A 24,645-nucleotide genomic window follows, 5' to 3' on the forward strand; every position below is an offset into this window, starting at 1 on the left:
TCAGCTGAGCGGGGGTTGGCCGTTCGAGGCGGAGAGGCCGCCGTCGACGGGCAGGTTCACGCCGGTGATGAAATGGGCGTCGTCGCTGGCCAGGAACAGGATGGGGCCGGCGATGTCCGCGACCTCGGCCCCCCGGCCCATGGGGATGCGCGCCTTGAACGCGGCGATCAGGTCCGGCTGTTCCTTCATGCCGGCGGTGAGTGCGGTATAGGTGAGCGAGGGGTTGACCGCGTTGACGCGGACACCCGCCTTCGCCTCGTCCATCGCCAGCGCGCGGGTGAAGTTGGTGACGGCACCCTTCGCCGCGCAGTAGAAGCTGTGGTTCCAGTCGCCGCCCAGGCCGGAGACGGAGGAGACGTTGACGATGCACCCCTTCGACCGACGGAGCGCGGCAATGGCGGCGCGGCTCATCTGGACGACGCCGTAGAGGTCGGTCTCGATCACCTTGGTGAAGGCGGAGAAGTCGCCCTCGTCGAGCTTGCCCAAGTGATCGACACCGGCGTTGTTGACCAGCACATCGATCGTGTCGAAACGCTGGAGGGCGAGGTCGACCAGCGCCTCGCAGTCGGCGAGCTGCGACACGTCGCACTCGGCATAGGCGATCTCGGTGCCGAGGTCGGCGGCGAGGTGCTTGAGCGCGGTCTCGTCCTTGTCGCCGAGGACGAGCTTCGCGCCCTCGGCGGCGAAGCGGCGGGCGGCGCCCTCACCGATGCCGGAGCTGGCACCGGTGACGACGACGACCTTGCCGGTGAAGCGGGCCATTTACGCGAACACCTCGACCAGCTTCGCGCAGAAGGCGGGAAGGTCGTCTGGGTTGCGGCTGGTGACGAGCTTGCCGTCGACGACCACTTCCTGGTCGGTCCAGGTGCCACCGGCATTGCGGATGTCGGTCTGGAGCGTGGGGAAGGAGGTCAGCGTGCGGCCCTTCACCACGCCTGCCTCGACCAGGGTCCAGGGAGCATGGCAGATGGCGGCGACGGGCTTGTCGGCGGCGAAGAAGTCGGCGACGAACGCGACCACCTCCTTCGAGCCACGCAGCTTGTCCGCGCCGACGCTGCCGCCGGGAATGACGAGGCCGTCGAAGTCGGACGCCGAGACGTCGCCGATCGCCTTGTCGACGGGGAAGGTCTTGCCCGGATCGAGGTCGTTGTTGACGGATTGCGCGTCGTCGGTGGCGAGCGAGATCACCACGGCGGTGCCGCCGGCCTGCTCGACCGCGGCCTTGGGCTGGGCGAATTCCGGTTCCTCGGTGCCGCGCGGGGCGATGAGGATGGCGATGGTCTTGCCGGTCAAGGTCATGAAAGGCTCCGTGTCGGGGGTCGGCGGGAGAACGACCGACCCCCGACAGGGTTGCGACCGTCGGATCAGGCGAGCGTCAGGCCGACGTCGACGTTGCCGCGGGTGGCGTTGGAATAGGGGCAGATCGCGTGCGCGGCGTCGACGAGCTGCTTCGCCTGATCGGCGTCGAGGCCGGGGAGCGAGACGGTGAGGTCGGCGGTGATGCCGAAGCCGCCTTCCGAGCGTGGGCCGATGCCGACCTGCGCGGCAACCTTGGTATCCTCGGGCAACTTCACCTTGGCCTGACCGGCGGCGACCTTGAGCGCGCCGATGAAGCAGGCGGAATAGCCGGCCGCGAACAGCTGTTCCGGGTTGGTGCCGTCGCCGCCGGCGCCGCCGAGTTCGCGCGGCGTCGAGAGCTTGACGTCGAAGCGGCCGTCCTCCGTCTGCGCGTGCCCGTCGCGACCGCCGGTCGCGTGGGCAGTGGTGGTGTATTTGACGTCGACAGCCATGGTGAACTCCTTACAGGAAAGATTATCGCGATAACTAACTAGAACCATAATGGTTCGGTTTCCATCCCATTTCGCGGATTTGTCCCCAAATCTGTTGGGGTCTGCGGCGGAAACGTATAGTTTCATCTGTCATGACCCACCCCCGCACGCCGTTGCCGCTCGACAGCCAGCTCTGCTTCGCCTTGTACGGCGCCTCCATGGCGATGAACCGGGTGTACAAGCCGATGCTCGACCGGCTCGGCATCACCTATCCGCAATATCTGGTGCTCCACAGCCTGTGGGAGGAGGATGGCCGGACGATCGGGTCGATTGCCGAGCGGCTGTCGCTGGAATCAAGCACGATTACGCCGCTGGTCAAGCGGCTGGAGGTGGCCGGGTTCGTCTCGCGCGTGCGGGGCACGGAGGACGAGCGGCAGGTGCGGGTGCGGCTTGCCGAGGCGGGCGAGGCGCTGCGGGCGGAGGCCGACTGCCTGGCGGAGGCGGTGTTCGCCCGCACCGGGCTGGGCGTGGAACAGGCGCAGATGCTGACACGGCAGGTGCAGGTGCTGCGCGGGGCCTTGTCGGGGGGCTAGGACGGATCGACATTCGACATTTTTCCACCCCGGCGAAGGCCGGGGTCCAGTCGGGAAGGTCGTGGAAGAGGTGCGACGACGGACCATTCGCGTCTCCCCGCTGGACCCCGGCCTTCGCCGGGGTGGATGATGAGGCGAAGCGTTGAATGTCGATCCGCCCTAGAGGGCGATCACTGTTGGTCGGCCTTTGCTCGGAGGCAAGCTGCGGCGCGCTCGTGGCCCGGAATGCCGTGACGAGCCCGGCATGACGGGTAGGGGGACGTTTCCCACGTGATCCGTCACCCCGGACTTGATCCGGGGTCCATCGTTCCGCACGAGTAACCGACCGTTATGTGCGCGGAGGCACCGACCCCGGGGTCGAGCCCGGGGTGAAAGATGGGGGGACGTCAGTCGAGCCTGCGTGCCAGTTCCTTGTTGAGGCCGAGCGCCACGAGGGTCGCGACGGCGCCGGACAGCAGGTAGGCGCCGGCGGCACCCAGGCCGAAATACTGGGTGATGAACAGCGCCCAGAAGGGCGCGAAGCCGGCACCGAACAGCCAGGCAAGGTCGGAGGTGAGGGCGGCCCCGGTATAGCGCGCGCGCTTCGGGAAATTGCTGGTGACCGCGCCCGACGACTGGCCGAACGACAGGCCGAGCAGGACGAAACCGAGGCCCATGAACGCCGCCTCGCCGGCCGCACCCGCGCTCAGCAGCAGCGGCGCGAAGCCGCTGAAGGCGGCGATCGCGGCGGCCGAGTAGCCGAGCACGCTGCGCCGGCCGATCCGGTCGGCGAGCAGGCCGGAGATCGGGATGGCGAGCAGGCAAAGGCCGGCGCCCGCCATCTCGATCAGCAGGAAGCGGGCGATGCTCTCGTCGGTGTAGAGCGTCACCCAGGACAGCGGGAACACCGTCACCATGTGGAACAGCGCGAAGCTGGCGAGCGGGGCGAAGGCGCCGATGACGATGTTGCGCCACTGCGCCTTGACGGTGGCGGTGACGCGCGAGGGGGTGAGTTCGCGCGACTGGAACAGCTCGGTATATTCCGGCGTCACGACGATGCGCAGGCGTGCGAACAGGGCGACGACGTTGAGCGCGAAGGCGACGAAGAAGGGGTAGCGCCATCCCCAGGCGAGAAAGTCGGTGGCGGGAAGCACCGACAGGAAGAAGGCGAACAGGCCGCTCGCCACGATCAGCCCGAGCGGCGCGCCGAGCTGCGGCACCATCGCCCACAGGCCGCGGCGCTTTTCCGGGGCGTTGAGCGCGAGCAGCGAGGCGAGCCCGTCCCACGCGCCGCCGAGCGCGAGGCCCTGGCCGACGCGCAGGCCGGCGAGCAGGATGGCCGAGCCGAGGCCGAGCGTGCCGTAGCCGGGCAGGAAGGCGACCATCACCGTGGAGGTGCCGAGCAGGAACAGGGCGAGGGTCAGCTTGGTCCCGCGGCCGTAGCGGCGGTCGATCTTCATGAAGATCTGGGTGCCGATCGGGCGCGCCATGAAGGCGAGCGGGAAGAGCGCGAAGGAGTAGAGCGTGCCGGTGATCCGGTCGACGAAGGGGAACATCAGCGCCGGGAACACCACCACCGAGGCGATCGCGTAGACGAAGAAGTCGAAGAATTCGGACGTGCGGCCGATGATGACGCCGATCGCGATCTCCGCCGGCTTCACCTCGTGGGGGCCGCGCGCGTGCATCACGCGGGCGTCCTGTTCGATCGTGGCGGAAGAGCTGGTGGCCATGCATGCGTATCCCGGAACGGCCCCGCGGAGCCTCGGGAAACGTCGCTACCGGGGTTAACGTTCGAGGGCCATGGGGCAAATTGTCCTATTCCCGTATCGCGGCAGGGAGACTAGCTGCCGGATCATGCTTCGAACCCCGATCCGTGCGCCGCTCAAGGTCGTGGCCGCCGTGCTGCCCCTCCTCATGGGTGCCTGTTCGACGGTGGTGATGGACCCGGCAGGGGACGTCGCGCGCCAGCAGGCGCGGCTGATCTGGTGGTCGACCGGGCTGATGCTGCTCATCATCGTGCCGGTCATCATCCTGACGTTGCTGTTCGCGTGGAAGTATCGCGCGGGCAACAAGGACGCGGCCTACGAGCCCGATTGGGATCACTCGACCGGGCTGGAGCTGGTCATCTGGGCGGCGCCGCTGATGATCATCATCGCGCTGGGCGCGCTGACCTGGGTCAGCACGCACCTGCTCGACCCTTATCGGCCGTTGTCGCGGGTGGCGCTCGGCAAGCCGGTGGAGCCGGCGACGCGCGCGCTGGAGGTGCAGGTCGTCTCGCTCGACTGGAAATGGCTGTTCATCTACCCCGAACAGGGGATCGCCACAGTCAACGAGCTGGTGGTGCCGGTCGACCGGCCGGTGAAGTTCCGCATGACCTCGTCCTCGGTGATGAACACGCTGTGGATTCCGTCCATGGCGGGCATGATCTACACCATGCCGGGCATGGAGACCGCGCTGCACGGCGTGCTCAACAAGGCCGGCAAGTTCGAGGGGCGGTCGGGCAATTACAGCGGCGCCGGCTTCTCCGGCATGACCTTCTGGACCTACGCGGTGCCCGATGCGCGGTTCGAGCAGTGGGTGGCGGGCGTCCGTCGCCGGCCGGGGACGCTCGACATCGCGACCTACAACCGGATCGCCGCGCCCAGCGAGAATGTGAAGCCCTACGGCTTCGGACGCGTCGACCCGCGGCTGTTCGCGCGGATCGTGGCGATGTGCACGCGGCCGGGCACCCAATGCGGCGAGCACGGAATGGGCCAGTCGCACGGGGTGCGCGCGCCGGCCAACGACCGGCCGCAGCGTCCCGACGAGGCGAAGGGCGCGCTGACCCGCGACCCGTCCGAACTCGGCACCAGCCCGCATCTCAACGCCCCGCGGGGCAAGGCGCCGGGGGCCAACGATCCCGGCACCGACGCCAATCGTAACATGACCATGCTCGTGCCGCCCGCGCCCTTCGCGGCCGCGGCGGCGCAGGGCTGAGGACCGGAACCATGTCCGACACGCTTCTCAAGACGATCTTCGGGCGGCTGACGCTCGACAGCTTCCCGATCCACGAGCCGATCGTGCTCGCCACCTTCGTCGTCGTCGCGCTGCTGGGCGGCGCGCTGGTGGCGGCGCTCACCTATTACCGGGTGTGGACGTATCTGTGGCACGAGTGGTTCACCAGCGTCGACCATAAGCGCATCGGCATCATGTACATGGTGCTGGGGCTGGTGATGTTCCTGCGCGGCTTCGCCGACGCGATCATGATGCGCGGGCAGCAGGCGATGGCGTTCGGGCAGAACGAGGGATATCTCAACGCCCACCATTACGACCAGGTGTTCACCGCCCACGGCGTCATCATGATCTTCTTCGTGGCGATGCCGCTCGTCACCGGCCTGATGAACTACGTGGTGCCGCTGCAGATCGGCGCGCGCGACGTGAGCTTCCCGTTCCTCAACAATTTCAGCTTCTGGATGACGGCGAGCGGGGCCGTCATCACCATGGCGAGCCTGTTCGTGGGCGAGTTCGCGCGCACCGGCTGGCTGGCGATGGCGCCCTTGTCAGGGCTCGACTATTCGCCCGATGTCGGCGTCGATTACTACATCTGGGCGCTCCAGATCGCGGGTGTCGGCACGCTGCTGTCGGGCGTCAACCTGATCGCCACCATCGTCAAGATGCGCGCGCCGGGCATGACGATGTTCAAGATCCCGATCTTCACCTGGTCGGCGCTGGTCACCAACGTGCTGATCGTCGCCGCCTTCCCGGTGCTGACCGCGGTACTGGCGATGCTGAGCCTCGATCGGTACGTCGGCACCAACTTCTTCACGAACACCGGCGGCGGCAATCCGATGATGTACGTGAACATGATCTGGATCTGGGGCCACCCGGAAGTGTACATCCTGATCCTGCCGGCGTTCGGCGTGTTCAGCGAAGTGGTGTCGACCTTCTCGGGCAAGCGTCTGTTCGGCTATACGTCGATGGTCTACGCGCTGATCGTGATCTGCATCCTGGCCTACCTCGTCTGGCTGCACCATTTCTTCACCATGGGGTCGGGCGCGACGGTCAACAGCTTCTTCGGCATCACGACGATGATTATCTCGATCCCGACGGGGGCGAAGATCTTCAACTGGCTGTTCACCATGTATCGCGGGCGCATCCGGTTCGAGCTGCCGATGATGTGGGCGGTCGCCTTCATGGTGACGTTCACCATCGGCGGGATGACGGGCGTGCTGCTGGCGGTGCCGCCGGCCGACTTCCAGCTGCACAATTCGCTGTTCCTGGTGGCGCATTTCCACAACGTCATCATCGGTGGCGTGCTGTTCGGGATGTTCGCGGGCCTCAACTACTGGTTCCCCAAGGCGTTCGGCTTCAAGCTGGACCACAAGTGGGGTGCGCGCAGCTTCTGGCTGTGGGTGGTCGGCTTCTACGTGGCGTTCATGCCGCTCTACGTGCTCGGCCTGATGGGCGTGACGCGGCGGCTGCGCCACTTCGACGACACGACGTTGCAGCCGTGGTTCATCGTGGCGGGCGTCGGCGCGCTGCTGATCGCGGGCGGCATCGCGTGCATGATGATGCAGTTCTTCGTCAGCTGGCGGAACCGCGAGGTGCTGCGCGACCATACCGGCGATCCGTGGGACGGCCGCACGCTGGAATGGGCGACCTCGTCGCCGCCGCCCGCGTACAACTTCGCCTTCACGCCCGTCATCCGCGATCTCGACGCCTGGTACGACATGAAGTCGCAGAAGGTGGAGCAGCCGACCGAGGGCTATTACGCCATCCACATGCCGTGCAACACCTGGGCGGGGATCGTGCTGGCGGGGATCGCGACCGTCTTCGGATTGGCGATGATCTGGTACATCTGGTGGCTGGCGGCGCTGTCGCTGGTGGCGCTGATCGCGACCGCGATCGTCCACACCTTCAACTACGACCGCGACTTCCACATCCCGGTGGAGGACATCCGCCGGGGCGAGGATGCGCGCACCGAATCGCTGGCGCGGGCGGGGGTATAAGCAGATGAGCGCGACCACGATGGACGCCACCACCCCGCCAGGCGCGGAGGAGAAGCCGGTCTTCTACGAGCTGGAGGAGCATCCGCATCCGCCCGGCGCCAGCACGCTGTTCGGGTTCTGGCTGTACCTGATGAGCGACTGCCTGATCTTCGCGATGCTGTTCGCCGCCTACGCGGTGTACGGCAACAGCACCGCGGGCGGGCCGGGCGCGGCGGAGCTGTTCGAGCTGCCGCTGGTGGCGACCAACACGGCGATGCTGCTGCTGTCCTCGATCACCTACGGCTTCGCGATGATCGCGACCGACGAGAAAAGGCAGGGCGCGACGATCGGTTGGCTGGGCGTGACGGCGCTGTTCGGCGCGGCGTTTCTGGCGATCGAGCTGTATGAATTCTCGCACCTGATCCACGAGGGCGCGGGGCCGCAGCGGTCCGCGTTCCTGTCGTCCTTCTTCCTGCTGGTCGGCACGCACGGGCTGCACGTGACGTTCGGGCTGATCTGGCTGGCGGTGCTGGTGGTGCAGGTGCTGCGCCGCGGGCTGGAGCCGGCCAACGTCCGGCGGCTGCAATGCCTGTCGCTGTTCTGGCATTTCCTGGACGTGATCTGGATCGGCGTCTTCACCTTCGTGTACCTGATGGGAGTGCTGAAGTGAGCAGCGCCGCCGACCAAGCCTTTCACGCCGCGCCCGATTCGCACGACGATCACGGCCACGACGATCATGGCGGCGCGCCGCACGGCAGCCGCCGCGGCTACGTCACCGGGTTCCTGCTGTCGGTGGTGCTGACCGCGATCCCGTTCGCGCTGGTCATGACGGGGGTGATCGCCGATGCGCGGATCACCGCCGGCATCGTGATCGCCGCGGCCGTGGTGCAGATCGTGGTGCACATGATCTACTTCCTGCACATGAGCACCAAGTCGGAGGAGGGATGGACGATGATGGCGCTGATCTTCACGATCATCGTCGTGGTCATCACCATCAGCGGGTCGATCTGGGTCATGTACAACATGAACACCAACATGATGCCCGGCATGGGGCCGGACACCGCGACGATGACGAGCGGCGGCATGTGAGCGGGCGCCGCCCCTGGCTCGGCCTGCTCGCGCTGGCGGTGGCGGCGGTGACCGCCGCGCTGGGCGTGTGGCAGGTCGAGCGACGGGCGTGGAAGCACGCGCTGGTCGCCTCGGTCGAGCGCAAGCTGGCGGCGTCGCCGGTGCCGGTCGACGGCATCGCGGCGGTGGGCGCCGACGACGCCTATCGGCGGGTGCGCGCGCGCGGGCGCTACCGGATCGGTGCCGACACCTATGTGCAGGCGGTGACAGCGTACGGACCGGGTTGGTGGGTGGTGAGCCCGCTCGACACCGGCCGGCGGACGCTGCTGGTCAATCGCGGCTTCGTGCCGGCCGAGCGCAAGGGCAAGGCGCCGCCGCCGCCAGGCTCGGTAACGGTCACCGGACTGCTGCGGTTGAGCGAGCCGGGCGGCGCGTTCCTGCGCAGCAACGACCCTGCCGCCGACCGCTGGTACTCGCGCGACGTCCCGGCGATCGCGGCGGCGAAGCGGCTGGGCCGGGTCGCACCCTTCTTCGTCGATCAGGATGCCGCCGGCGCGCCGGCCGGCGGCCCGCGGGGCGGGCTGACGGTGATCGCCTTCCCGGACAATCACCTGGTCTACGCGCTGACCTGGTTCGCGCTGTCGGCGATGGCGCTCTTCTTCGCGTGGACGGCATGGCGCTCACCACGTCGCTGAAGCCGCCGGGCGACGCCGCGGAGGCGACGCGGCGCAACGTCGCGCTGCTCGTCCAGCTGCGCTGGATGGCGGTCGGCGGGCAGTTGCTGACGATCCTTGGGTCGCGCTTCGGCCTGGGCATCGCGCTGCCGTTACCGATCATGCTGGGTGCGCTGGCGACGCTCGCCGCGCTCAACGGGGCGACGATGCTCACGCGCGGGCGCTGGCCGGCGAGCGAGGGGCAGCTGTTCGCGACGCTGCTGATCGACGTCGCCTGCCTGACCGTGCAGCTCTACGTCAGCGGCGGCGTCGGCAATCCGTTCGTGTCGCTCTACCTGCTCCAGGTGGTGATCGCCGCGGTGCTGCTGCCCGGCTGGCCGAGCTGGGCGCTCGCCGGGCTGACGACGCTGCTCTTCGGCTGGCTGGCCTGGGCGGCACCGGCCTTTCCGCTGCCGCCCGCCTATGCCTCGATCCTGTCGCACTCCTACGTCGCGGCGAGCTGGCTCAACTACGCGCTGGCGGCGACGCTGCTGGTGTGGTTCGTCGGGCGAGTGGTGCGCATCCTGTCGGCGCGGGATGCGCGGCTGGCGGCGTATCGGCAGCGGGTGGCGGAGGAGGAGCATATCGTCCGCATGGGCCTGCTCGCGAGCGGCGCGGCGCATGAACTGGGCACGCCGCTGTCGTCGATCGCGGTGATGCTGGGCGACTGGCGCGGCGACCCGGCGGTGACGGCGCGGCCCGACCTGCTCGCCGACGTCGAAGCGATGCGTGCCGAGGTCGGGCGGTGCAAGGCGATCATCGACGGCGTGCTGCTGGCGTCGGGCGAGGTGCGCGGCGGCTCGCCGCGGCGGACGACGCTGGCCGCGTTCCTGCGCGGCATCGTCGATGGCTGGCGCGAGAGCCACGACGTGGCGGTGACGCTGGACGCGGACGGCGTCGACGGCCGCCGCATCGTCGGCGACGCGGCGCTGGCCCAGACGATCGCCAACCTGCTCGACAATGCGGGCGAGGCGGGGGCACGGCGGATCGTGGTGACGGCGGGGCACGACGATGGCGCGACGACGATCGCGGTGCGCGACGACGGGCGCGGCTTCTCGGCCGAGATCCTGGCGACGGTGGGTGCGCCGTACCGCACCACCAAGGCGCGGCGCGGCGCGGGGCTGGGACTGTTCCTGGCGAGCAACGTGGTGCGGACGCTGGGCGGCACGTTGGCGGCGTCGAACCCGCCGGATGGGGGCGGGCTGGTGGTGCTGACCATCGCGGACGGGGCGATCGATGAGTGAGCGACCATGAGTGAAGCACGCCGCCTGCTGCTGGTCGAGGACGACGCGGTGTTCGCGCGCACGCTGCTGCGGTCGTTCGAGCGGCGCGGCTACGCGGTCCACCACCTGGCCGGGCCGGACGGGCTGGAGGAGGCGATCGCGGGCTTCGCGCCGAGCCACGCGGTGGTCGACCTGCGGCTGGGCGGTGCGTCCGGATTGGCGGTGGTGGAGCGGCTGCACGCCTTGGCACCCGAGGTGACCATCGTGGTGCTGACCGGCTTCGCGAGCATCGCCACCGCGGTGCAGGCGGTGAAGCTGGGGGCGACCAATTACCTGAGCAAGCCGGCCAATACCGACGATATCGAGGCGGCGTTCGAGGCGGGGGCGAGCGCGACCCTGCCGGAGGCGGACGAGGCGATGCGACCGTCGGCGTCGCTGCGCACGGTGGAGTGGGAGCATATCCACCAGGCGCTGGCGGACGCGGACTTCAACGTGTCGGAAGCGGCGCGACGATTGGGGATGCACCGGCGGACCCTCGCCCGAAAGCTGGAGAAGCGGCATTTGTGAAGGTCATCCGTCATGCCGGGCTCGTCCCGGCATCCAAGACCGCGAGCGACCGCGCTGCTTGACTCTGAACCTCGGCACGAGCCCGGAGTGACGAAGGAGCGCGGCGGGTGGACGCCTCCACCCTCTCGTCACCCCGGACTTGATCCGGGGTCCATGCTTCCGCAGCAGCCGCGGTGAAGGTCATCCGTCATGCCGGGCTCGTCCCGGCATCCAGGGCCGCGAGCGACCGCACTGCTTGACCCTGGACCCCGGGACGAGCCCGGGGTGACGAAGGAGCGCGGCGGGTGAACGCCTCCACCCTCTCGTCACCCCGGACTTGACCCGGGGGCCATGCTTCCGCAGCAGCCGCGGTGAAGGTCATCCGTCATGCCGGGCTCGTCCCGGCATCCAGGGCCGCGAGCGACCGCGCTGCTTGACCCTGGACCCCGGGACGAGCCCGGGGTGACGAAGGAGCGCGGCGGGTGGACGCCTCACCCTCTCGTCACCCCGGACTTGATCCGGGGTCCATGCTTCCGCAGCAGCCGCGGTGAAGGTCATCTGTCATGCCGGGCTCGTCCGGGCATCCAGGGCCGCGAGCGACCGCGCTGCTTGACCCTGGACCCTGGGATGAGCCTGGGGTGACGAAGGAGCGCGGCGGGTGGGCGCCTCCACCCTTTCGTCACCCCGGACTTGATCCGGGGTCCATCGTACAGCGTAAGCAACGGCCTGTTGCTCTTGAGGAAGCATGGACCCGGATCAAGTCCGGGGTGACGGAGGAGGGAGACCGTCGGACACGCTTCCATGCGGGCGCGTTGGTGCGGCATGGCGGAGGACATCCACGATCTTCAAATGCGCATGGACGCGGCCGCTGCGGCGCTCGATTTCGAGCAGGCGCGGGCGCTTCGCGATCGGATCGCGCTGATCCGCGGCGGCGCGAGCGGGCAGGCGGCGGCGCAGGCCGACACCGGCGGGCTGACGCGGCAGCGGCCGGGCGCGATGGGGCTGGGCACCAGCCGGCAGCAGGTCGAGCCGCCGCCGGGATGGACGCCGCCGCCCCGGCCCGATCCGATGACGCGCGGGCGCAGCCGACGCGGGAGGTGACCGGCGTTCCGCTGCGTGCCATGACCGCCGGTGACGAGCAGGAGAGGACGAGGATGGCGAAGGGACGGCCGCTGATCGCGGGCATCGAGCTGGGCGGCACCAAGTGCATCGCGATCCTGGCGCGCGGACCCGATGAGATCGAGGATCGGGTGCAGCTGCCGACCACCCGGCCGGAAGAGACGTTGTCGGCGCTGGAGGCGGTGCTCGACCGATGGAGCGGCTATTCGGCGCTCGGCATTGCGAGCTTCGGGCCGGTGTCGATCGACCATGGGTCCGCCGATTACGGCCACATCACCTCCACGCCCAAACCCGGCTGGGCGGGGCAGGACGTCGGTCGCCGCCTGGCCGCGCACACGGGCGTGCCGACCGGCTTCCACACCGACGTGGTCGGCGCCGCGCTGGCGGAGGCGCGCTGGGGCGCGGCCAGGGGGATCGCCGACATCGCCTATGTCACGGTGGGCACGGGGATCGGCGCGGGGCTGATCGCGGGCGGGAAGCCGGTCGACGGGCTGACCGCGTCGGAGTTCGGCCATTTTCGCCCGGTGCGGACGGCGGGCGACGACTGGGTCGGTGTCTGCCCCTATCACGGCGCCTGCGTCGAGGGGCTGGCGGCGGGGCCGGCGATCCAGGCGCGGACGGGGACGCCGGGGCCGGAGCTTGCCGCCGACGATCCCGCCTGGGACCTGGTCGCGGACACGCTGGGGCAGCTGCTCCACACGCTGGTGGTGACCGGCGTGCCGCGGCGCATCGTGATGGGCGGGGGCGTGATGGTGGGCAACGATCACCTGTTCCCGCGGGTGCGCCGCGCGATGACGCGGAGTCTCGCCGGCTACGTCGCGCTGCCCGAGGTGGCGGACGCGGAGACCTTCGTGGTGCCGCCGGCGCTGGGCGGCAATGCCGGGCCGCTGGGCGCGGTGGTACTCGGCGCGCAGGCGCTGGGGGCCGAGCTGTCGAGTTCGTTTACGGCCGCTTAACTTAACGCGCTTACCTCCGGGCAACCGTGTTGGTGGAGCCTGTGCGCGATGAGTGAAGCCGTTCGTATCCTGATCGTCGACGACGAACCGGCGATGCACGACAGCTATCGTCGGTCCTTCGCGCCGACGCGCAACCGGGGTGAGCAGGCGCTGGACGCGATGGCCGCCGCGCTGTTCGACGACGTCGCGGTGGCGGCGGGCGGCCCCGCCTTCGCGCTGACCCACCGGTCGCAAGGGCTGGACGCGGTCGCCGAGGTGGAGCGTGCGCTGGCCGCGGGCGATCCGTACGCGGTGGCGTTCATCGACATCCGCATGCCGCCGGGCATCGACGGGCGCGAGACGGCGCGGCGCATCCGCTCGCTCGACCCCGCGGTCAACCTCGTCATCGTCACCGGCTATTCCGATTTCTCGCCGGTGGAGATCGCCAGGGTGGCGGGCCCCGCGGACAAGATCTTCTACATCGCCAAGCCGTTCGAGGTGGCCGAGATCGTCCAGACCGCGACCGCACTGGGCGAACGCTGGCGCGTCGACCGCGAACTGGCAACGGCGCGCGCCACCCTCTCAGCCCAAGTCCTCCTCCTCGAAGAGCAGAAGCTGGAGCTGGCCGCCAACGAGAGCCGCGCGATCCACATCGCCACGCACGACTCGCTGACGGATGCACCCAACCGCCTCGCCTTTCTGCGCGCGTTGGGCGAGCGGGTGCGCGGGCCGGGCCAGTTCGCGACGGCGATGTTCGACCTCGACCGGTTCAAGCTGGTCAATGACACGCTGGGCCATCTGGCGGGCGACAAGCTGATCCAGGAGATCTGCGCCATCTTGCACGCGCACGCGCCCGACGGGGCGATGGTCGCACGGCTGGGCGGCGACGAGTTCGGCGTATTGTTCGACACACTGGGCGAGCAGGCCGCGGTGATGGCGTGCGAGCGGCTGGTGGCGGCGTGCTCGACCAGCATCTCCGTCTTCGGGAACTCGGTCCAGGGTGGATCGTCGGCGGGCGTGGTGGTGACCAAAGGGGGCGAGGGGCGCGAGCCCGTGGACGTGCTGCGCCGCGCCGACCTAGCGCTGAACGATGCCAAGCGCGCCGGTCGCGGCGTGGTGCACGTGTTCGACGAGGGGATGGACGAGGGCATCCGCTTTCGCCGCCGGATCGAGGGTGGCCTGTCGGAGGCGATCGCGCGGGGCGAGCTGAGCCTGGTCTATCAGCCGATCGTCGGGCGCGACGCGTTCGACGTGCTGGGCTTCGAGGCGCTGCTGCGCTGGAACACGGCCGAGTACGGACCGATGAGCCCGGCGGTGTTCATCCCGATCGCGGAAGAATCGAACCTGATCCACGAGCTGGGCGACTGGGTGCTGGGCAAGGCGCTGGCAGAGATGCAGCACTGGCCCGACCAGTATGTCTCCGTCAATTTCAGTCCGCGCCAGTTTCGGCGGCACAATTTCGTCGGCCACGTGATGGAAAGCGTGCAGCGCGCGGGCGTATCGCCGACGCGGGTACAGATCGAGATCACCGAGACGGCGATCTTCGACGATGCCGAGCGCGCCGCGGAGACGCTGTACAAGCTGCGACAGATGGGCTTCCGCATCGCACTGGACGATTTCGGCACGGGCTATTCAAGCCTCTACAACATCCGCAAGTTCGCGCTCGATTGCCTGAAGATCGACAAGAGCTTCATCGACGGCATGGGCCGGGAGCGCGAGTCGGCGGCGATCGTCCACTCGATCATCCATCTCGGCCGCGCGCTGGGCCTGGGCGTGGTGGCGGAAGGTGTCGAGACGGAGGCGCAGGTACAGGCGCTGCGCATCGCCGGCGCGCAGTATCTGCAGGGCTATTACCTGTCGCGGCCGGTGATGCCGACGATCGCCCGCGACCTGGCGGCGCGCGGTCGAATCGGCGAGGAGCCGGTGGCGGCGACCGGAACCAACGGATGATCCGTGCCCACCAGGGACGGCCGCGGTCCTTGGGCGCCAAGTTGGTGCTGATCCTGACCGCGGTGGGCGTCGCCGGCGCGCTGGCCATTACCGTGCTGCTGGCCGCGATCATCACCCCGAGCTTCAACGGGCTGGAGGCCAAGGCGGTGCGCGGCCATGTCGAGCGGACGCAGGCGGCGCTGACCGACTATGCCGCCAAGGTCGAGAGCGCGGTACGCGATTACGGCGACTGGAACGACAGCTACGATTACATGGCGCATCCGTCGGTCTGGTTCGAGCGGGAGAGCTTCTCGTCGCTGGCCATGGCCAATCTGGGCGTGCAGGGCATGGCGTACGTCGCGCCCGACCGCCATGTGGTGATCGCGCGGTGGATCGGCGCGAACGGTGCCGAGCGGCCGGCGATGCGCGCGGCGCTGATCCGCGCGATCGCGGCGACCGACCTAGAGCGAGCGCTGCGCGGCGGCAGTTCCGGACGGTTCTTCGCGCGGGTGGGCGACGAGGTTGCCGCGATCGGGCTGGCGCGGGTGCGACGGTCGGATGGCAGCGGCAGCCCGCGCGGCTTCGTGCTGATGGCCCGCGCGATCGGATCGGCGCAGCTCGCCGAGCTGTTGGTGGTGCCGGCCCGAATCGAGCGGCCGGCGGGCGATACCGACATTGTGTCCCCCGGCCGCGCCACCACGCAGATCGCGGTGCCGCTGCGGGGCGCGGACGGCCACGCGGTGGCGGCGGCTCGGTTCGCGGTGCCGCGCGAGGTGTCGATGCTGGGGCGGCGAATGTTGTTGCTGGCGATCGCGGGATCGACGCTGCTGCTGCTGATCGTGCTGCTGGTATTGCGCCGGGTGATCGCCCGGCTGGTGCTGGCACCGCTCGCGCGCGTGGAGCGGCACATGCAGCGGGTGCGCGCGTCGGGCTCGTTGTCGCTGCTGGAGGAGGAGGGGCGCGACGACGAAATCGGATCGTTGGGGCGCAGTTTCAACGCGATGCTGGCGCAACTGAAGGATCTGCGCGAGCAGATCCAGGTGCAGAGCTTCGCGCTCGGCCGGTCGGAGAGTGCGGTGGCGGTGATGCACAACGTGCGCAACGCGCTGAACCCGATCAGCACCATCCTGAGTCAGGGCGTCGCGCAGGCGCCCCCGGTGGAGCGCGCGACGCTGGACCGGGCGATGGCCGAGCTGGCGCGGGACGACGTGCCGGCAGCCCGGCGCGCCAGGCTGACCACCTTCGTCGCGGCGGCGTTCGAAGCGGAGCGGCTGGCGCGCGACGCAACGCGACGCGAGTTGCAGGTCGGGCGCGAGGCAATGACGCACGTGCTGGAGATCATCGGCCAGCAGCAGAAAAGCGCGCACGAGCGGCCGGAGGTGGAGGGGGTGGATGTTGCTGAGATAGTGGCGCGCAATGCCGCAATCGCGCGCTATTCGCAGCTCGCCTCCATCGCCTTCTCGTTCCCGGCGGGGCCGCACGTCGCCCTGGCGAACCGCGTGATCCTGAGCCAGGTGGTCGGCAATCTGCTGGGCAATGCGGCGGAAGCGATCGCGGCGCGGGGGACCGGCAGTGGTTCGATCGGCGTGACGATCGCGGAAGAGGACGGACACGTCGTGATCGTGATCGGCGACGATGGCGAGGGGTTCGATGCCGATCGGGCGCCCAACCTGTTCCAGCGCGGTTTTTCCACCCGGCAGCACAAATCGGGCGGACTGGGGCTGCACTGGTGCGCCAATTCGGTGACGGCGATGGGGGGCACGCTGGCGCTGCGATCGGCGGGCAAGGGGTTGGGCGCGGAGGCGGTGCTGACGCTGCCGGCGGCGGGCGAGGCGCTGGCGCACGCGGCGTGACGGGAAGTCAGGCGGCGCGATCGGCCGGTGGTTGCTCGCGCAGGTGCGGCGCGACGAGGTCGTGGGCGCGGTACCAGCGTCGGCGATCGTCGGGCAGCGTGTCGAACGCGCCGATCACGCCGCGGCAGGCGGGGCTGCCGCAGGCGCAGGGCATGCGCCAGGACGGGTCGGAGACGGTGGTGGCATAGTCCCAGGCGATCTCCTCCCCCGGCGCGATCGGGCGCAGCGCGACCAGGAAGATGCCGTCGGCGCGAAAGCGGATGCCCGCATTGGGATCGCAGCTGTGGTTGACGAGGTCGTCGATCCGGCCCGACGGGCCCAGATACTCGCCGGCGGCGATCTGCACGAAACGGTCGGCGGCACCGTGCAGGCTCGTGGGTAGGCGATCGGCGCGCACGCGCGGGCCGCTGAAGCGGATCAGGAGGTCGCCCGCAGCGAAGCCCCGCGCGGCGAACACCGCGCGGCCGAGATGGCTCTCGCCCACCGCGAAGGGATTGGCGGGGGTGCGATAAGCGTCGAGCAGGTAGAAGGCACCGCGCCGCACGCCGAGCGAGCGCGCCGGGTTGAGACTGGCGAGCCCGATCATCAACCACACCGCGGCGTGGCAGCCGAATTCGACCAGAATATAGGCGTACTCGCCCGTGGCCGTGCCGGCGACGCGGGCGGCGACGAGCAGCGTGGCGAGATCGCCGAGCGTCCACAGGCCCCAGGCGGGAGACCGCTCGCGCCGGACGTCCTCCCACACGCTCGCCCAGGTCGGCCAGAAGCTGACCGGCACGGCCGCGACGACCAGCATGTGCGCCCAGAATGCCTGGTGAAGGGCGAGCCACAGCAGGATGGCGACGAGCGCTGCGCCCATGCACGAACTCTCCAGCGGCGTCGGTGCCCGCCAGCGCGAGCGGCGCCACATGACCAGCGTGACGACCAGGCAGGCCGCGGCGGAGAGCGCGAAGACCAGCGCCTGCGGCGCGCCGGGGTTGATCGCGGCGTAGGTCGCGGCCTCCACCGCCGTGGCGACGCTCCAGATCAGCCAGGAGGCGCGGTTGGGCTCTACCAGGTGGCGGCGTAGGCCGACCAGGTAGGTGGCGTAGCCGGCGAGATTGAGCGCCAGGGCCGTGGCCAGCAGGATGTCCGTTCCCCCCATGGCGGGATGGTAAACCGGGTGTTCAGACAGGTCCATGTCCCATCGATCCCCAGCTTTGGGAGGACCGTCGCACCATTCCTTTCGCCTTCCCCGGCGAAGGCCGGGGCCCAGATGGGGAGGTTTCGCAAGTAGTTCGAAAGGTTGCCCAACTGGGCCCCGGCCTTCGCCGGGGAGGCGGAAGGGCGGGGGCGTGGCAACGGTTGGCCGCAAGGAGAAAATGGGGCGTTAAAGCGGGAGCGAGGGCTGTTCCTCCGCCGGCTCGCCGCCGAATGCCGAGAGCGTCAGGCCGAGCAGGCGGATGCCGCCGGCGACGGGAAGTTGCTGGTGCAGCAGGTCGGTGCCTATGCCGAGAAAGGCATCGCGGGTGGCGACGGGCGCGGTCAGCGAGCGGGCGCGGGTGATGGTGCGGAAATCGGCGTGGCGGAGCTTCAGCGTGACGGTGCGGCCGCGCGCGCCGTGACGCTCGACGCGGGCCCAGGCGGCGTCGGCGACGACGGCGAGCCTGTCGCGCAGCTCGGCCGGGTCGGACAGGTCGTGCTCGAAGGTGCGCTCGGCCCCGATCGATTTGGCGACGCGGTGCGCGCGCACGGGGCGGTGGTCGATGCCGCGGGCGGCGCCGTGGAGATAGGCGGCGTAGCTGCCGAAATGCGCCTGGAGGAACGCGAGCGACCGTTCCGCCAGGTCGGCCCCGGTGAGGATGCCGAGCGCCTCCATCCGCCGCGCGGTGACCGGGCCGACGCCGTGGAAGCGTTTCACCGCCAGCCCCTGCACGAAGGCGGCGCCCTTGTGCGGGGGGATGACGCACAGGCCGTCGGGCTTGTTCTGGTCGGAGGCGAGCTTGGCGACGAACTTGTTGTAGCTGACCCCGGCCGAGGCGGTGAGGCCGGTGTCCGCGCGGATGCGGGCGCGGATCGCCTCGGCGATGGCGCGCGCGGAGCCCAGGCCGTGGCGATCCTCCGACACGTCCAGATAGGCCTCGTCCAGCGACAGTGGTTCGATCTGGTCGGTATAATGAGCGAAGATCGCGCGGATCTGCTGCGAGATGGCGTGATAGACGTCGAAGCGCGGACGCACGAAGACGAGGTCGGGGCAGCGGCGCACCGCGGTGGAGGACGGCATGGCGGAGCGGACGCCGAACACCCGCGCCTCGTAACTGGCCGCCGCGACCACGCCGCGCGCGCGGCTGCCGCCGACCGCGACAGGGCGGCCGCGCAGGGCGGGGTCGTCGCGCTGCTCGACCGACGCGTAGAAGGCGTCCATGTCGACGTGGATGATCTTGCGCGGGCGCTCCTCGGCCATGGCGCCGTCATAGCGGCGCGCGGCCGCGATTGCAGCGGGCGGGCCGCTGCGCCATGAAGCCCCCGACTATCAAGGATTACCGGATGACGCCTGACGGGGCAGTGTGGCGGGTCGAGCGCGCCGACAAGATGACGGTGATCGTCGATGCGGAGGATTATTTCCGCAGCGCGCGCCGGGCGATGCTGCAGGCCAAGCGGCGTATCCTGCTGATCGGCTGGGATTTCGACGCGCGCATCGTGCTGGACCAGGACATCGATCGCGAGCCGCGCGCGGTGGGGGCGTTCATCCACGGGCTGGTCGAGCGCACGCCCGAGCTGGAAGTGTTCCTGCTGCGCTGGGACCTGGGGGCGCTGAAGACGCTGGTGCGCGGATCGACGCTGTTCACCGTGCTGAAATGGATGCGGCACCCGCGCATCCACACCAAGCTGGACGGTCATCACCCGACCGGGGGATCGCACCACCAGAAGATCGTCATCATCGACGACTGCCTGGCCTTTTGCGGCGGCATCGACATGACCGGCGACCGCTGGGACACGCGCGCGCACCTGGACGACGATCCGCGGCGGCGGCGGCCGACCACCCGGCGCCGCTACAAGCCGTGGCACGACGCGATCAGCGCGGTGTCCGGACCGGTGGCGCACGCGCTGGGCGTGCTGTTCCGCGAGCGATGGCGCGCGGCGGGCGGCGCGCCGGTGCTGCTGCCCGACGCGCATCATCCAGGAGAGTTTGGGGAACACGGTGCCTGCTGGCCCGAAGGGCTGCCGGTCGATTTCGAGCGGATCGACGTCGGCATCGCGCGGACCATGCCGGAGATGCCGGGCGAACCCGGCATCCACGAGAGCGAGGAACTGTTCCTGCGCCAGATCGCCGGGGCGAAGCGATACCTGTACGTCGAGAGCCAGTATTTCGCCTCGCGCCGGATCGCCGAGGCGATCGCGCGGCGGCTGGACGAGGCGGACGGGCCGGAGATCGTGGTCATCAACCCGCTGACCGCCCAAGGCTGGCTGGAGCCGCTGGCGATGGACACGGCGCGGGCGCGGCTGATGGAGGCGCTGCGCCGGCGCGACCGGCACGGGCGGCTGCGCATGTACCATCCCTATACGGCGGGGGGCACGCCGATCTACGTCCATGCCAAGATCCTGATCGCCGACGATATCGTCTTGCGGCTGGGATCGAGCAACATGAACAACCGCTCGATGCGGCTCGATACCGAGTGCGACCTGACGATCGAGGCGGGTGACGACGACCAGCGCGCGTGCGTGGCGGCGATCCGCGACGGCCTGATCGCCGAGCATCTGGGCGTCGAGCCCCATGAGGTGGCGGAGGCGGTGCGGGCGCACGGGCTGATCGAGGCGATCGAGCGGCTGCGCGGCCAGGGTAAGACGCTGCGATCGTACGAGGTGCCCGACCTGTCGGCGGTGGAGGAATGGCTGGCGGACAACGAGGTGCTGGACCCGGAAGGGCCGGAGGAGATGTTCGAGGCGTTCTCCCGGCGGGGGCTGTTCCGGCGGCTGCGCCGCGGGTGACGACGGCGCGATGATCCGGCAGATCGGCGCCTTGCCGTATCGGATCGTCGACGACGGCGCGGCGGAGGTGATGCTCATCACCTCGCGCGATACCGGGCGCTGGGTGGTGCCCAAGGGCAACCCGATGCGCGGGCTCGCCCCGCACGAGGCGGCGGCGGCCGAGGCGTGGGAGGAGGCGGGCGTGACCGGCTACGTCTGCGCGGCGCCGCTGGGCGAGTATCGTTATCCCAAGCGGCGGCGGCGCGGCGTGGTGGAGGCGGCGGTGGCGGTCTATCCGCTGGCGGTGGTGCGGCAGGCGGCCGACTGGCCCGAAAGGGGACAGCGCACCACGCGCTGGTTCCCGCTCGCCCAAGCGGCGGCGAGTGTCACGGAACCGCAACTGAAGCGCCTCATAGCTGGCTTTACGGTTCCGGCTGCGCCACTGACGGTCGCAGAACGGGTGCTTCCGGCCGTCCAGGGTGGGCCGGGGCCTAGAAAGGGAAAGCGAGTTCCGATGCTTGGCTGGTTCCAGTCGCTGATGCCCACGCAAGGGCGATTCTTCGAGCAGTTCGAGGCGCACGCCGCGACGCTGGTCGCGGGCGCCGATGCGCTGGCCAAGCTGTTCCACGGCGAGGGGCCGGTGGAAACGCAGATCGCCGCCATCGTCCGCCACGAGCACGAGGCCGACGACATCACCCGCGACGTGCTGCGCGACGTGCGCCGGGTGTTCGTGACGCCGTTCGACCGGTCCGCGATCATCGAGCTGATCGGGGTGATGGACGACGCGATCGACCAGATGAACAAGACGGGCAGCACCGTCGAGATCTACGGCGTGCGCCAGTTCGAACCGGACATGCGCGACATCGCCGGCATCGTGGTGGAAGCGGCACGGATCACCGCGGAGGCGATCCCGCTGCTCCGCTCGATCAACCGCAACGGCGACCGGCTGAACGCGCTGACCGAGCGGATGGTCGAGATCGAAGGCCATGCCGACGCGATCCACGACCGCGGGCTGAAGGCGCTGTACCAGGCGCATCAGGACGAGCCGATGCGCTTCATCGTCGGCCGCGAGATCTACAGCCACCTGGAGCGGATCGTCGACCGGTTCGAGGACGTCGCCAACGAGATCCAGGGTCTCGTGATCGATCACGCCTGAGAGGCATCACACCGATGATCTCCATGACCCTGCTGGTCGCGCTGGTCGGCTTCGCCCTGCTGTTCGATTTCCTGAACGGCATGCACGATGCGGCCAACTCGATCGCGACCGTCGTCTCGACGCGCGTGCTGAAACCGCAATGGGCGGTGCTGTGGGCCGCTTCCTTCAACTTCCTGGCGCTGTTCGTGTTCGGCGAGCACGTCGCCAACACGGTGGGCAAGGGGATCGTCGACGCCGCCGTGATCGACGCGACGGTGATCTGGGCGGCGCTGTGCGGCGCGGTGTTCTGGAACGTCGCCACCTGGCTGCTGGGCATTCCGTCCTCGTCCAGCCACGCGCTGATCGGCGGGCTGCTGGGCGCCGGCCTCAGCAAGGCGGGATTCAGCGGCATTGTGTGGAGCGGCATCTTCAAGACGGTGGCGGGCATCTTCGTGGCGCCGGCGTTGGGCATGATCCTGGCGCTGGTGCTGGTGCTCGCGGTCGCCTGGACCAGCCTGAAGCTGACGCCGCTGGGCGTCGACAAGCGGTTCCGCAAGCTCCAGCTCGTCTCCGCCGCGCTCTACAGCCTGGGGCACGGCGGCAACGACGCGCAGAAGACGATGGGCATCATCTCGGTTCTGCTGTTCAGCCAGGGGATGCTGGGCGACACGTTCTACGTGCCGATGTGGGTGGTGCTGTCCTGTTACGGCGCGATCGCGCTCGGCACGATGTCGGGCGGCTGGCGGATCGTTCATACGATGGGGTCGAAGATCACGCGGCTGACCCCGGCGCAGGGGTTCTGCGCGGAGACGGGCGGCGCGATCACGCTGGCGATCGCCAACATCGGTGGCATTCCGATCTCCACCACCCACACCATTACCGGGTCGATCGTCGGCGTCGGCGCGGCGCGGCGACTGTCGGCGGTGCGGTGGAACGTGGCGTCGAACATCGTGGTGGCGTGGTTCATCACGCTGCCCGCCGCCGGCCTGGTCTCGGCGGCGGTGTTCTTCGCGACGCGGTTCGTCGCCTCGCTGTGAGGATAGGGGCGGCGACCGTGCCGCCCGTTGCCGTCAGGGCGCGATCACGACGCAGCTGACGCCCGCGGCGGCGCAGGCGCGGCGGGCGGCGGCGCGGTCGGGGAAGCCGGTCGCCTGCAACCGCGTGACGCCGCCGCCGGCCACGTAGGCGGGCTCGCCGCCGACGCGGGCGCCCACCTTCTTCCAGAGCGCGTCCGCGTTGGCACGGTCGCGGAACGCGCCGAGCTGGACGCGCCAGGGGCCGCTGGCGGTCGATGCGCGGGGCGGGGCGGGGCGTGCCTGGACCGCTCGGGGTGACGGCGCGGGGCGCGGGGGCGCCGCCTGGCGTGGGGCAGCCGGCTGGCGCGCGGCGAGGGGCGGTGCGGGCGCGCTGGTCGGTGCGGCGGCGACCTTGGCGGCGGTCCCGGCCAGGGCGGGGTAGGTTTCGACCAGTTGCAGCCCGCGCTCGCGATCGGCGGGGGTGAGGAACGCCTCCATCTGCGACAGCGACTGCGCGGCGGACGGCATTTTCGCCAGCGACGCGCGCGTCATCAGCGCGTAGGCGCGCGGATAGTCGATGGCCGCGCCGTCGCCGTTGAACAACATGGTGGCGAGGAGGAGCTGCGCGCGCGGCTCGCCGCGGCGGGCGGAGCGGTCGAGATAGGGAAACGCCTCCGGCTTGCGGTTGCTCTGGAACAGCGCGATGCCGTAGCTGTCCTCGGCCTGGCGGTGGCCCTGGTCGGCCGCGCGCTTGAACCAGGCGAGCGCCTGGTTGAGGTCGACCGGCACGCCGCGGCCGAACTTGTACGCCTGGGCGAGGTTGAACTGCGCGTCGGCATCGCCCTGGATGGCGAGGGGCCGCCACTCGGCGATCGCGCGCGCCCACTCGCCGTGGTTCCAGGCGTCCAGCCCCGCCTTGACGTCCGCGGCGGCCGGAGGCGTCGCCACCAGCATCGCCAGTGCCAGCGATCCCTTCATCATCTTCACCACGCCGATCCCATCTACGCTCTCCGTTGGTCGCCATCATGGCGTCGTTCGTCGGGTTTGACAAAGTCCGACTTGGCGCCGGCCGCGATTCGTTAACCCGATCTTAGCGACGTCCATGCCACCGATCGGCCCGAACGGGATGGAGACAGAACCGCAATGCGCGTCGTCGCACTGGCATCGCAGAAGGGGGGATCGGGCAAGACGACCCTGTCGGGGCATCTCGCCGTGCAGGCGCAGCGCGCCGGCAACGGACCGGTGGTGTTGATCGACATCGATCCGCAAGGCTCGCTGGCCGACTGGTGGAACGAGCGCGAGGCCGAGTTTCCCGCCTTCGCGCAGACCACGGTCGCACGCCTCGCCACCGACCTGGAACTGCTGCGCCAGCAGGGTTTCAAGCTGGCGGTGATCGATACGCCGCCGGCGATCACGGTGGCGATCCAGAGCGTCGTCCAGGTCGCCGAGCTGGTGGTGGTGCCGACCCGGCCGAGCCCGCATGACCTGCGCGCGGTGGGCGCGACCGTGGACCTGTGCGACCGGGCCAGCAAGCCGCTGATCTTCGTCGTCAACGCCGCCACGCCCAAGACGCGGATCACCGCCGATGCGGCGGTGGCGCTGTCGCAGCACGGCACGGTGGCGCCGATCACGCTGCACCAGCGCACCGACTACGCCGCGTCGATGATCGACGGGCGAACGGTGATGGAGGTCGATCCCAAGGGCAAGTCGGCCGCCGAGGTGCAGGCGCTGTGGACCTATATCGCCGACCGGCTGGAGAAGAAATTCCGCCGCACCGTGTTCGCGGTGCCCGCCACGCCGAGCTTCGCCGGGCGGCAGGCGGGTGGCTTCGGCCGCCGGGTCGCGGGGTGAT

The 24,645-nt window shown here is 69.7% G+C and carries 23 protein-coding genes; 16 read left to right on the forward strand and 7 right to left on the reverse strand.

All coding sequences use genetic code 11. The features are described 5' to 3' along the window. From budC to BM145_RS03765, 3 genes are all read right to left on the reverse strand, one after another. Nucleotides 1–762 (reverse strand): meso-2,3-butanediol dehydrogenase, encoded by a 762-nt coding sequence (gene budC / locus BM145_RS03755; protein ID WP_093331439.1) that lies wholly within the window; start codon nt 760–762, stop codon nt 1–3. Then, a complete protein-coding gene (locus tag BM145_RS03760; RefSeq protein ID WP_093331441.1) occupies nt 763–1,299 on the reverse strand; it encodes a type 1 glutamine amidotransferase domain-containing protein in 537 nt (178 codons plus the stop codon). Between the two features lie 65 nt (nt 1,300–1,364). Next, on the reverse strand, nt 1,365–1,790 hold the full coding sequence (locus BM145_RS03765; RefSeq protein ID WP_093331444.1) for an organic hydroperoxide resistance protein: 426 nt from the start codon (nt 1,788–1,790) through the stop codon (nt 1,365–1,367). A 131-nt stretch (nt 1,791–1,921) separates the two neighbouring features. Here BM145_RS03765 and BM145_RS03770 point away from each other — a divergent pair, with 131 nt between their 5' ends. Then, nucleotides 1,922–2,362, forward strand: a complete 441-nt coding sequence (locus tag BM145_RS03770) for a MarR family winged helix-turn-helix transcriptional regulator (RefSeq protein WP_093331446.1) — start codon at nt 1,922–1,924, stop codon at nt 2,360–2,362. Between the two features lie 386 nt (nt 2,363–2,748). Here the strand turns inward: BM145_RS03770 and BM145_RS03775 are convergent, their stop codons facing one another. Continuing rightward, a complete protein-coding gene (locus tag BM145_RS03775) occupies nt 2,749–4,071 on the reverse strand; it encodes an MFS transporter (RefSeq protein ID WP_093331449.1) in 1,323 nt (440 codons plus the stop codon). A gap of 124 nt (nt 4,072–4,195) precedes the next feature. Between BM145_RS03775 and cyoA the strand changes: the two genes are divergently transcribed. The 11 genes from cyoA (at nt 4,196) to BM145_RS03830 (ending at nt 16,694) form a co-directional block, all read left to right on the forward strand. Then, on the forward strand, nt 4,196–5,317 hold the full coding sequence (gene cyoA, locus BM145_RS03780; protein WP_093331452.1) for a ubiquinol oxidase subunit II: 1,122 nt from the start codon (nt 4,196–4,198) through the stop codon (nt 5,315–5,317). An 11-nt stretch (nt 5,318–5,328) separates the two neighbouring features. Continuing rightward, nucleotides 5,329–7,329, forward strand: a complete 2,001-nt coding sequence (cyoB, locus tag BM145_RS03785; protein WP_093331454.1) for a cytochrome o ubiquinol oxidase subunit I — start codon at nt 5,329–5,331, stop codon at nt 7,327–7,329. Nucleotides 7,330–7,333: 4 nt separating this feature from the next. Continuing rightward, nucleotides 7,334–7,978 (forward strand): cytochrome o ubiquinol oxidase subunit III, encoded by a 645-nt coding sequence (gene cyoC, locus BM145_RS03790; protein ID WP_093331783.1) that lies wholly within the window; start codon nt 7,334–7,336, stop codon nt 7,976–7,978. Further along, a complete protein-coding gene (cyoD, locus tag BM145_RS03795; RefSeq protein ID WP_245739045.1) occupies nt 7,975–8,397 on the forward strand; it encodes a cytochrome o ubiquinol oxidase subunit IV in 423 nt (140 codons plus the stop codon). Before cyoC ends, cyoD begins: the two co-directional genes overlap by 4 nt. Continuing rightward, the gene (locus BM145_RS03800) at nt 8,394–9,071 is read left to right on the forward strand and encodes an SURF1 family protein (protein ID WP_093331459.1); all 678 of its coding nucleotides are present in this window, start codon (nt 8,394–8,396) and stop codon (nt 9,069–9,071) included. The genes cyoD and BM145_RS03800 overlap by 4 nt, the downstream gene beginning before the upstream one ends. Next, on the forward strand, nt 9,050–10,333 hold the full coding sequence (locus BM145_RS03805) for an ATP-binding protein (protein WP_093331786.1): 1,284 nt from the start codon (nt 9,050–9,052) through the stop codon (nt 10,331–10,333). The genes BM145_RS03800 and BM145_RS03805 overlap by 22 nt, the downstream gene beginning before the upstream one ends. Before the next feature lie 6 nt (nt 10,334–10,339). After that, a complete protein-coding gene (locus tag BM145_RS03810; protein ID WP_093331462.1) occupies nt 10,340–10,879 on the forward strand; it encodes a response regulator transcription factor in 540 nt (179 codons plus the stop codon). 780 nt (nt 10,880–11,659) lie between these two features. After that, nucleotides 11,660–11,959 (forward strand): UvrB/UvrC motif-containing protein, encoded by a 300-nt coding sequence (locus tag BM145_RS03815; protein ID WP_245739046.1) that lies wholly within the window; start codon nt 11,660–11,662, stop codon nt 11,957–11,959. A 53-nt stretch (nt 11,960–12,012) separates the two neighbouring features. Then, entirely contained in the window at nt 12,013–12,933 is a 921-nt protein-coding gene (locus BM145_RS03820) for an ROK family protein (RefSeq protein ID WP_093331788.1), read from the forward strand. A gap of 48 nt (nt 12,934–12,981) precedes the next feature. After that, nucleotides 12,982–14,862 (forward strand): putative bifunctional diguanylate cyclase/phosphodiesterase, encoded by a 1,881-nt coding sequence (locus BM145_RS03825; RefSeq protein WP_093331467.1) that lies wholly within the window; start codon nt 12,982–12,984, stop codon nt 14,860–14,862. A gap of 29 nt (nt 14,863–14,891) precedes the next feature. Continuing rightward, a complete protein-coding gene (locus BM145_RS03830) occupies nt 14,892–16,694 on the forward strand; it encodes an ATP-binding protein (protein WP_342741793.1) in 1,803 nt (600 codons plus the stop codon). Between the two features lie 7 nt (nt 16,695–16,701). Here the strand turns inward: BM145_RS03830 and BM145_RS03835 are convergent, their stop codons facing one another. Continuing rightward, nucleotides 16,702–17,874 (reverse strand): SET domain-containing protein, encoded by a 1,173-nt coding sequence (locus BM145_RS03835; RefSeq protein WP_245739047.1) that lies wholly within the window; start codon nt 17,872–17,874, stop codon nt 16,702–16,704. Between the two features lie 189 nt (nt 17,875–18,063). Continuing rightward, nucleotides 18,064–19,137, reverse strand: a complete 1,074-nt coding sequence (dinB, locus tag BM145_RS03840) for a DNA polymerase IV (RefSeq protein WP_093331474.1) — start codon at nt 19,135–19,137, stop codon at nt 18,064–18,066. Between the two features lie 53 nt (nt 19,138–19,190). On the opposite strand from dinB, the gene BM145_RS03845 reads away from it, so the two are divergent. From BM145_RS03845 to BM145_RS03855, 3 genes are read left to right on the forward strand one after another with little or no spacing between them, the layout of a single operon-like run. After that, the gene (locus tag BM145_RS03845) at nt 19,191–20,663 is read left to right on the forward strand and encodes a phospholipase D-like domain-containing protein (RefSeq protein ID WP_245739048.1); all 1,473 of its coding nucleotides are present in this window, start codon (nt 19,191–19,193) and stop codon (nt 20,661–20,663) included. Between the two features lie 13 nt (nt 20,664–20,676). After that, nucleotides 20,677–21,798, forward strand: coding sequence for a DUF47 family protein (locus BM145_RS03850; RefSeq protein ID WP_093331790.1), 1,122 nt, complete (start codon nt 20,677–20,679; stop codon nt 21,796–21,798). Nucleotides 21,799–21,812: 14 nt separating this feature from the next. Beyond that, entirely contained in the window at nt 21,813–22,814 is a 1,002-nt protein-coding gene (locus BM145_RS03855) for an inorganic phosphate transporter (protein WP_093331476.1), read from the forward strand. Between the two features lie 33 nt (nt 22,815–22,847). On the opposite strand, the gene BM145_RS03860 is transcribed toward BM145_RS03855, so the two are convergent. Beyond that, the gene (locus BM145_RS03860; RefSeq protein WP_093331794.1) at nt 22,848–23,774 is read right to left on the reverse strand and encodes an SPOR domain-containing protein; all 927 of its coding nucleotides are present in this window, start codon (nt 23,772–23,774) and stop codon (nt 22,848–22,850) included. A gap of 162 nt (nt 23,775–23,936) precedes the next feature. Between BM145_RS03860 and BM145_RS03865 the strand changes: the two genes are divergently transcribed. Continuing rightward, a complete protein-coding gene (locus BM145_RS03865) occupies nt 23,937–24,644 on the forward strand; it encodes a ParA family protein (RefSeq protein WP_093331479.1) in 708 nt (235 codons plus the stop codon). The last annotated feature ends 1 nt before the right edge of the window (nt 24,645 follow it).

Source organism: Sphingomonas rubra, assembly GCF_900115745.1.
GTDB classification, from domain to species: domain Bacteria; phylum Pseudomonadota; class Alphaproteobacteria; order Sphingomonadales; family Sphingomonadaceae; genus Sphingomonas; species Sphingomonas rubra.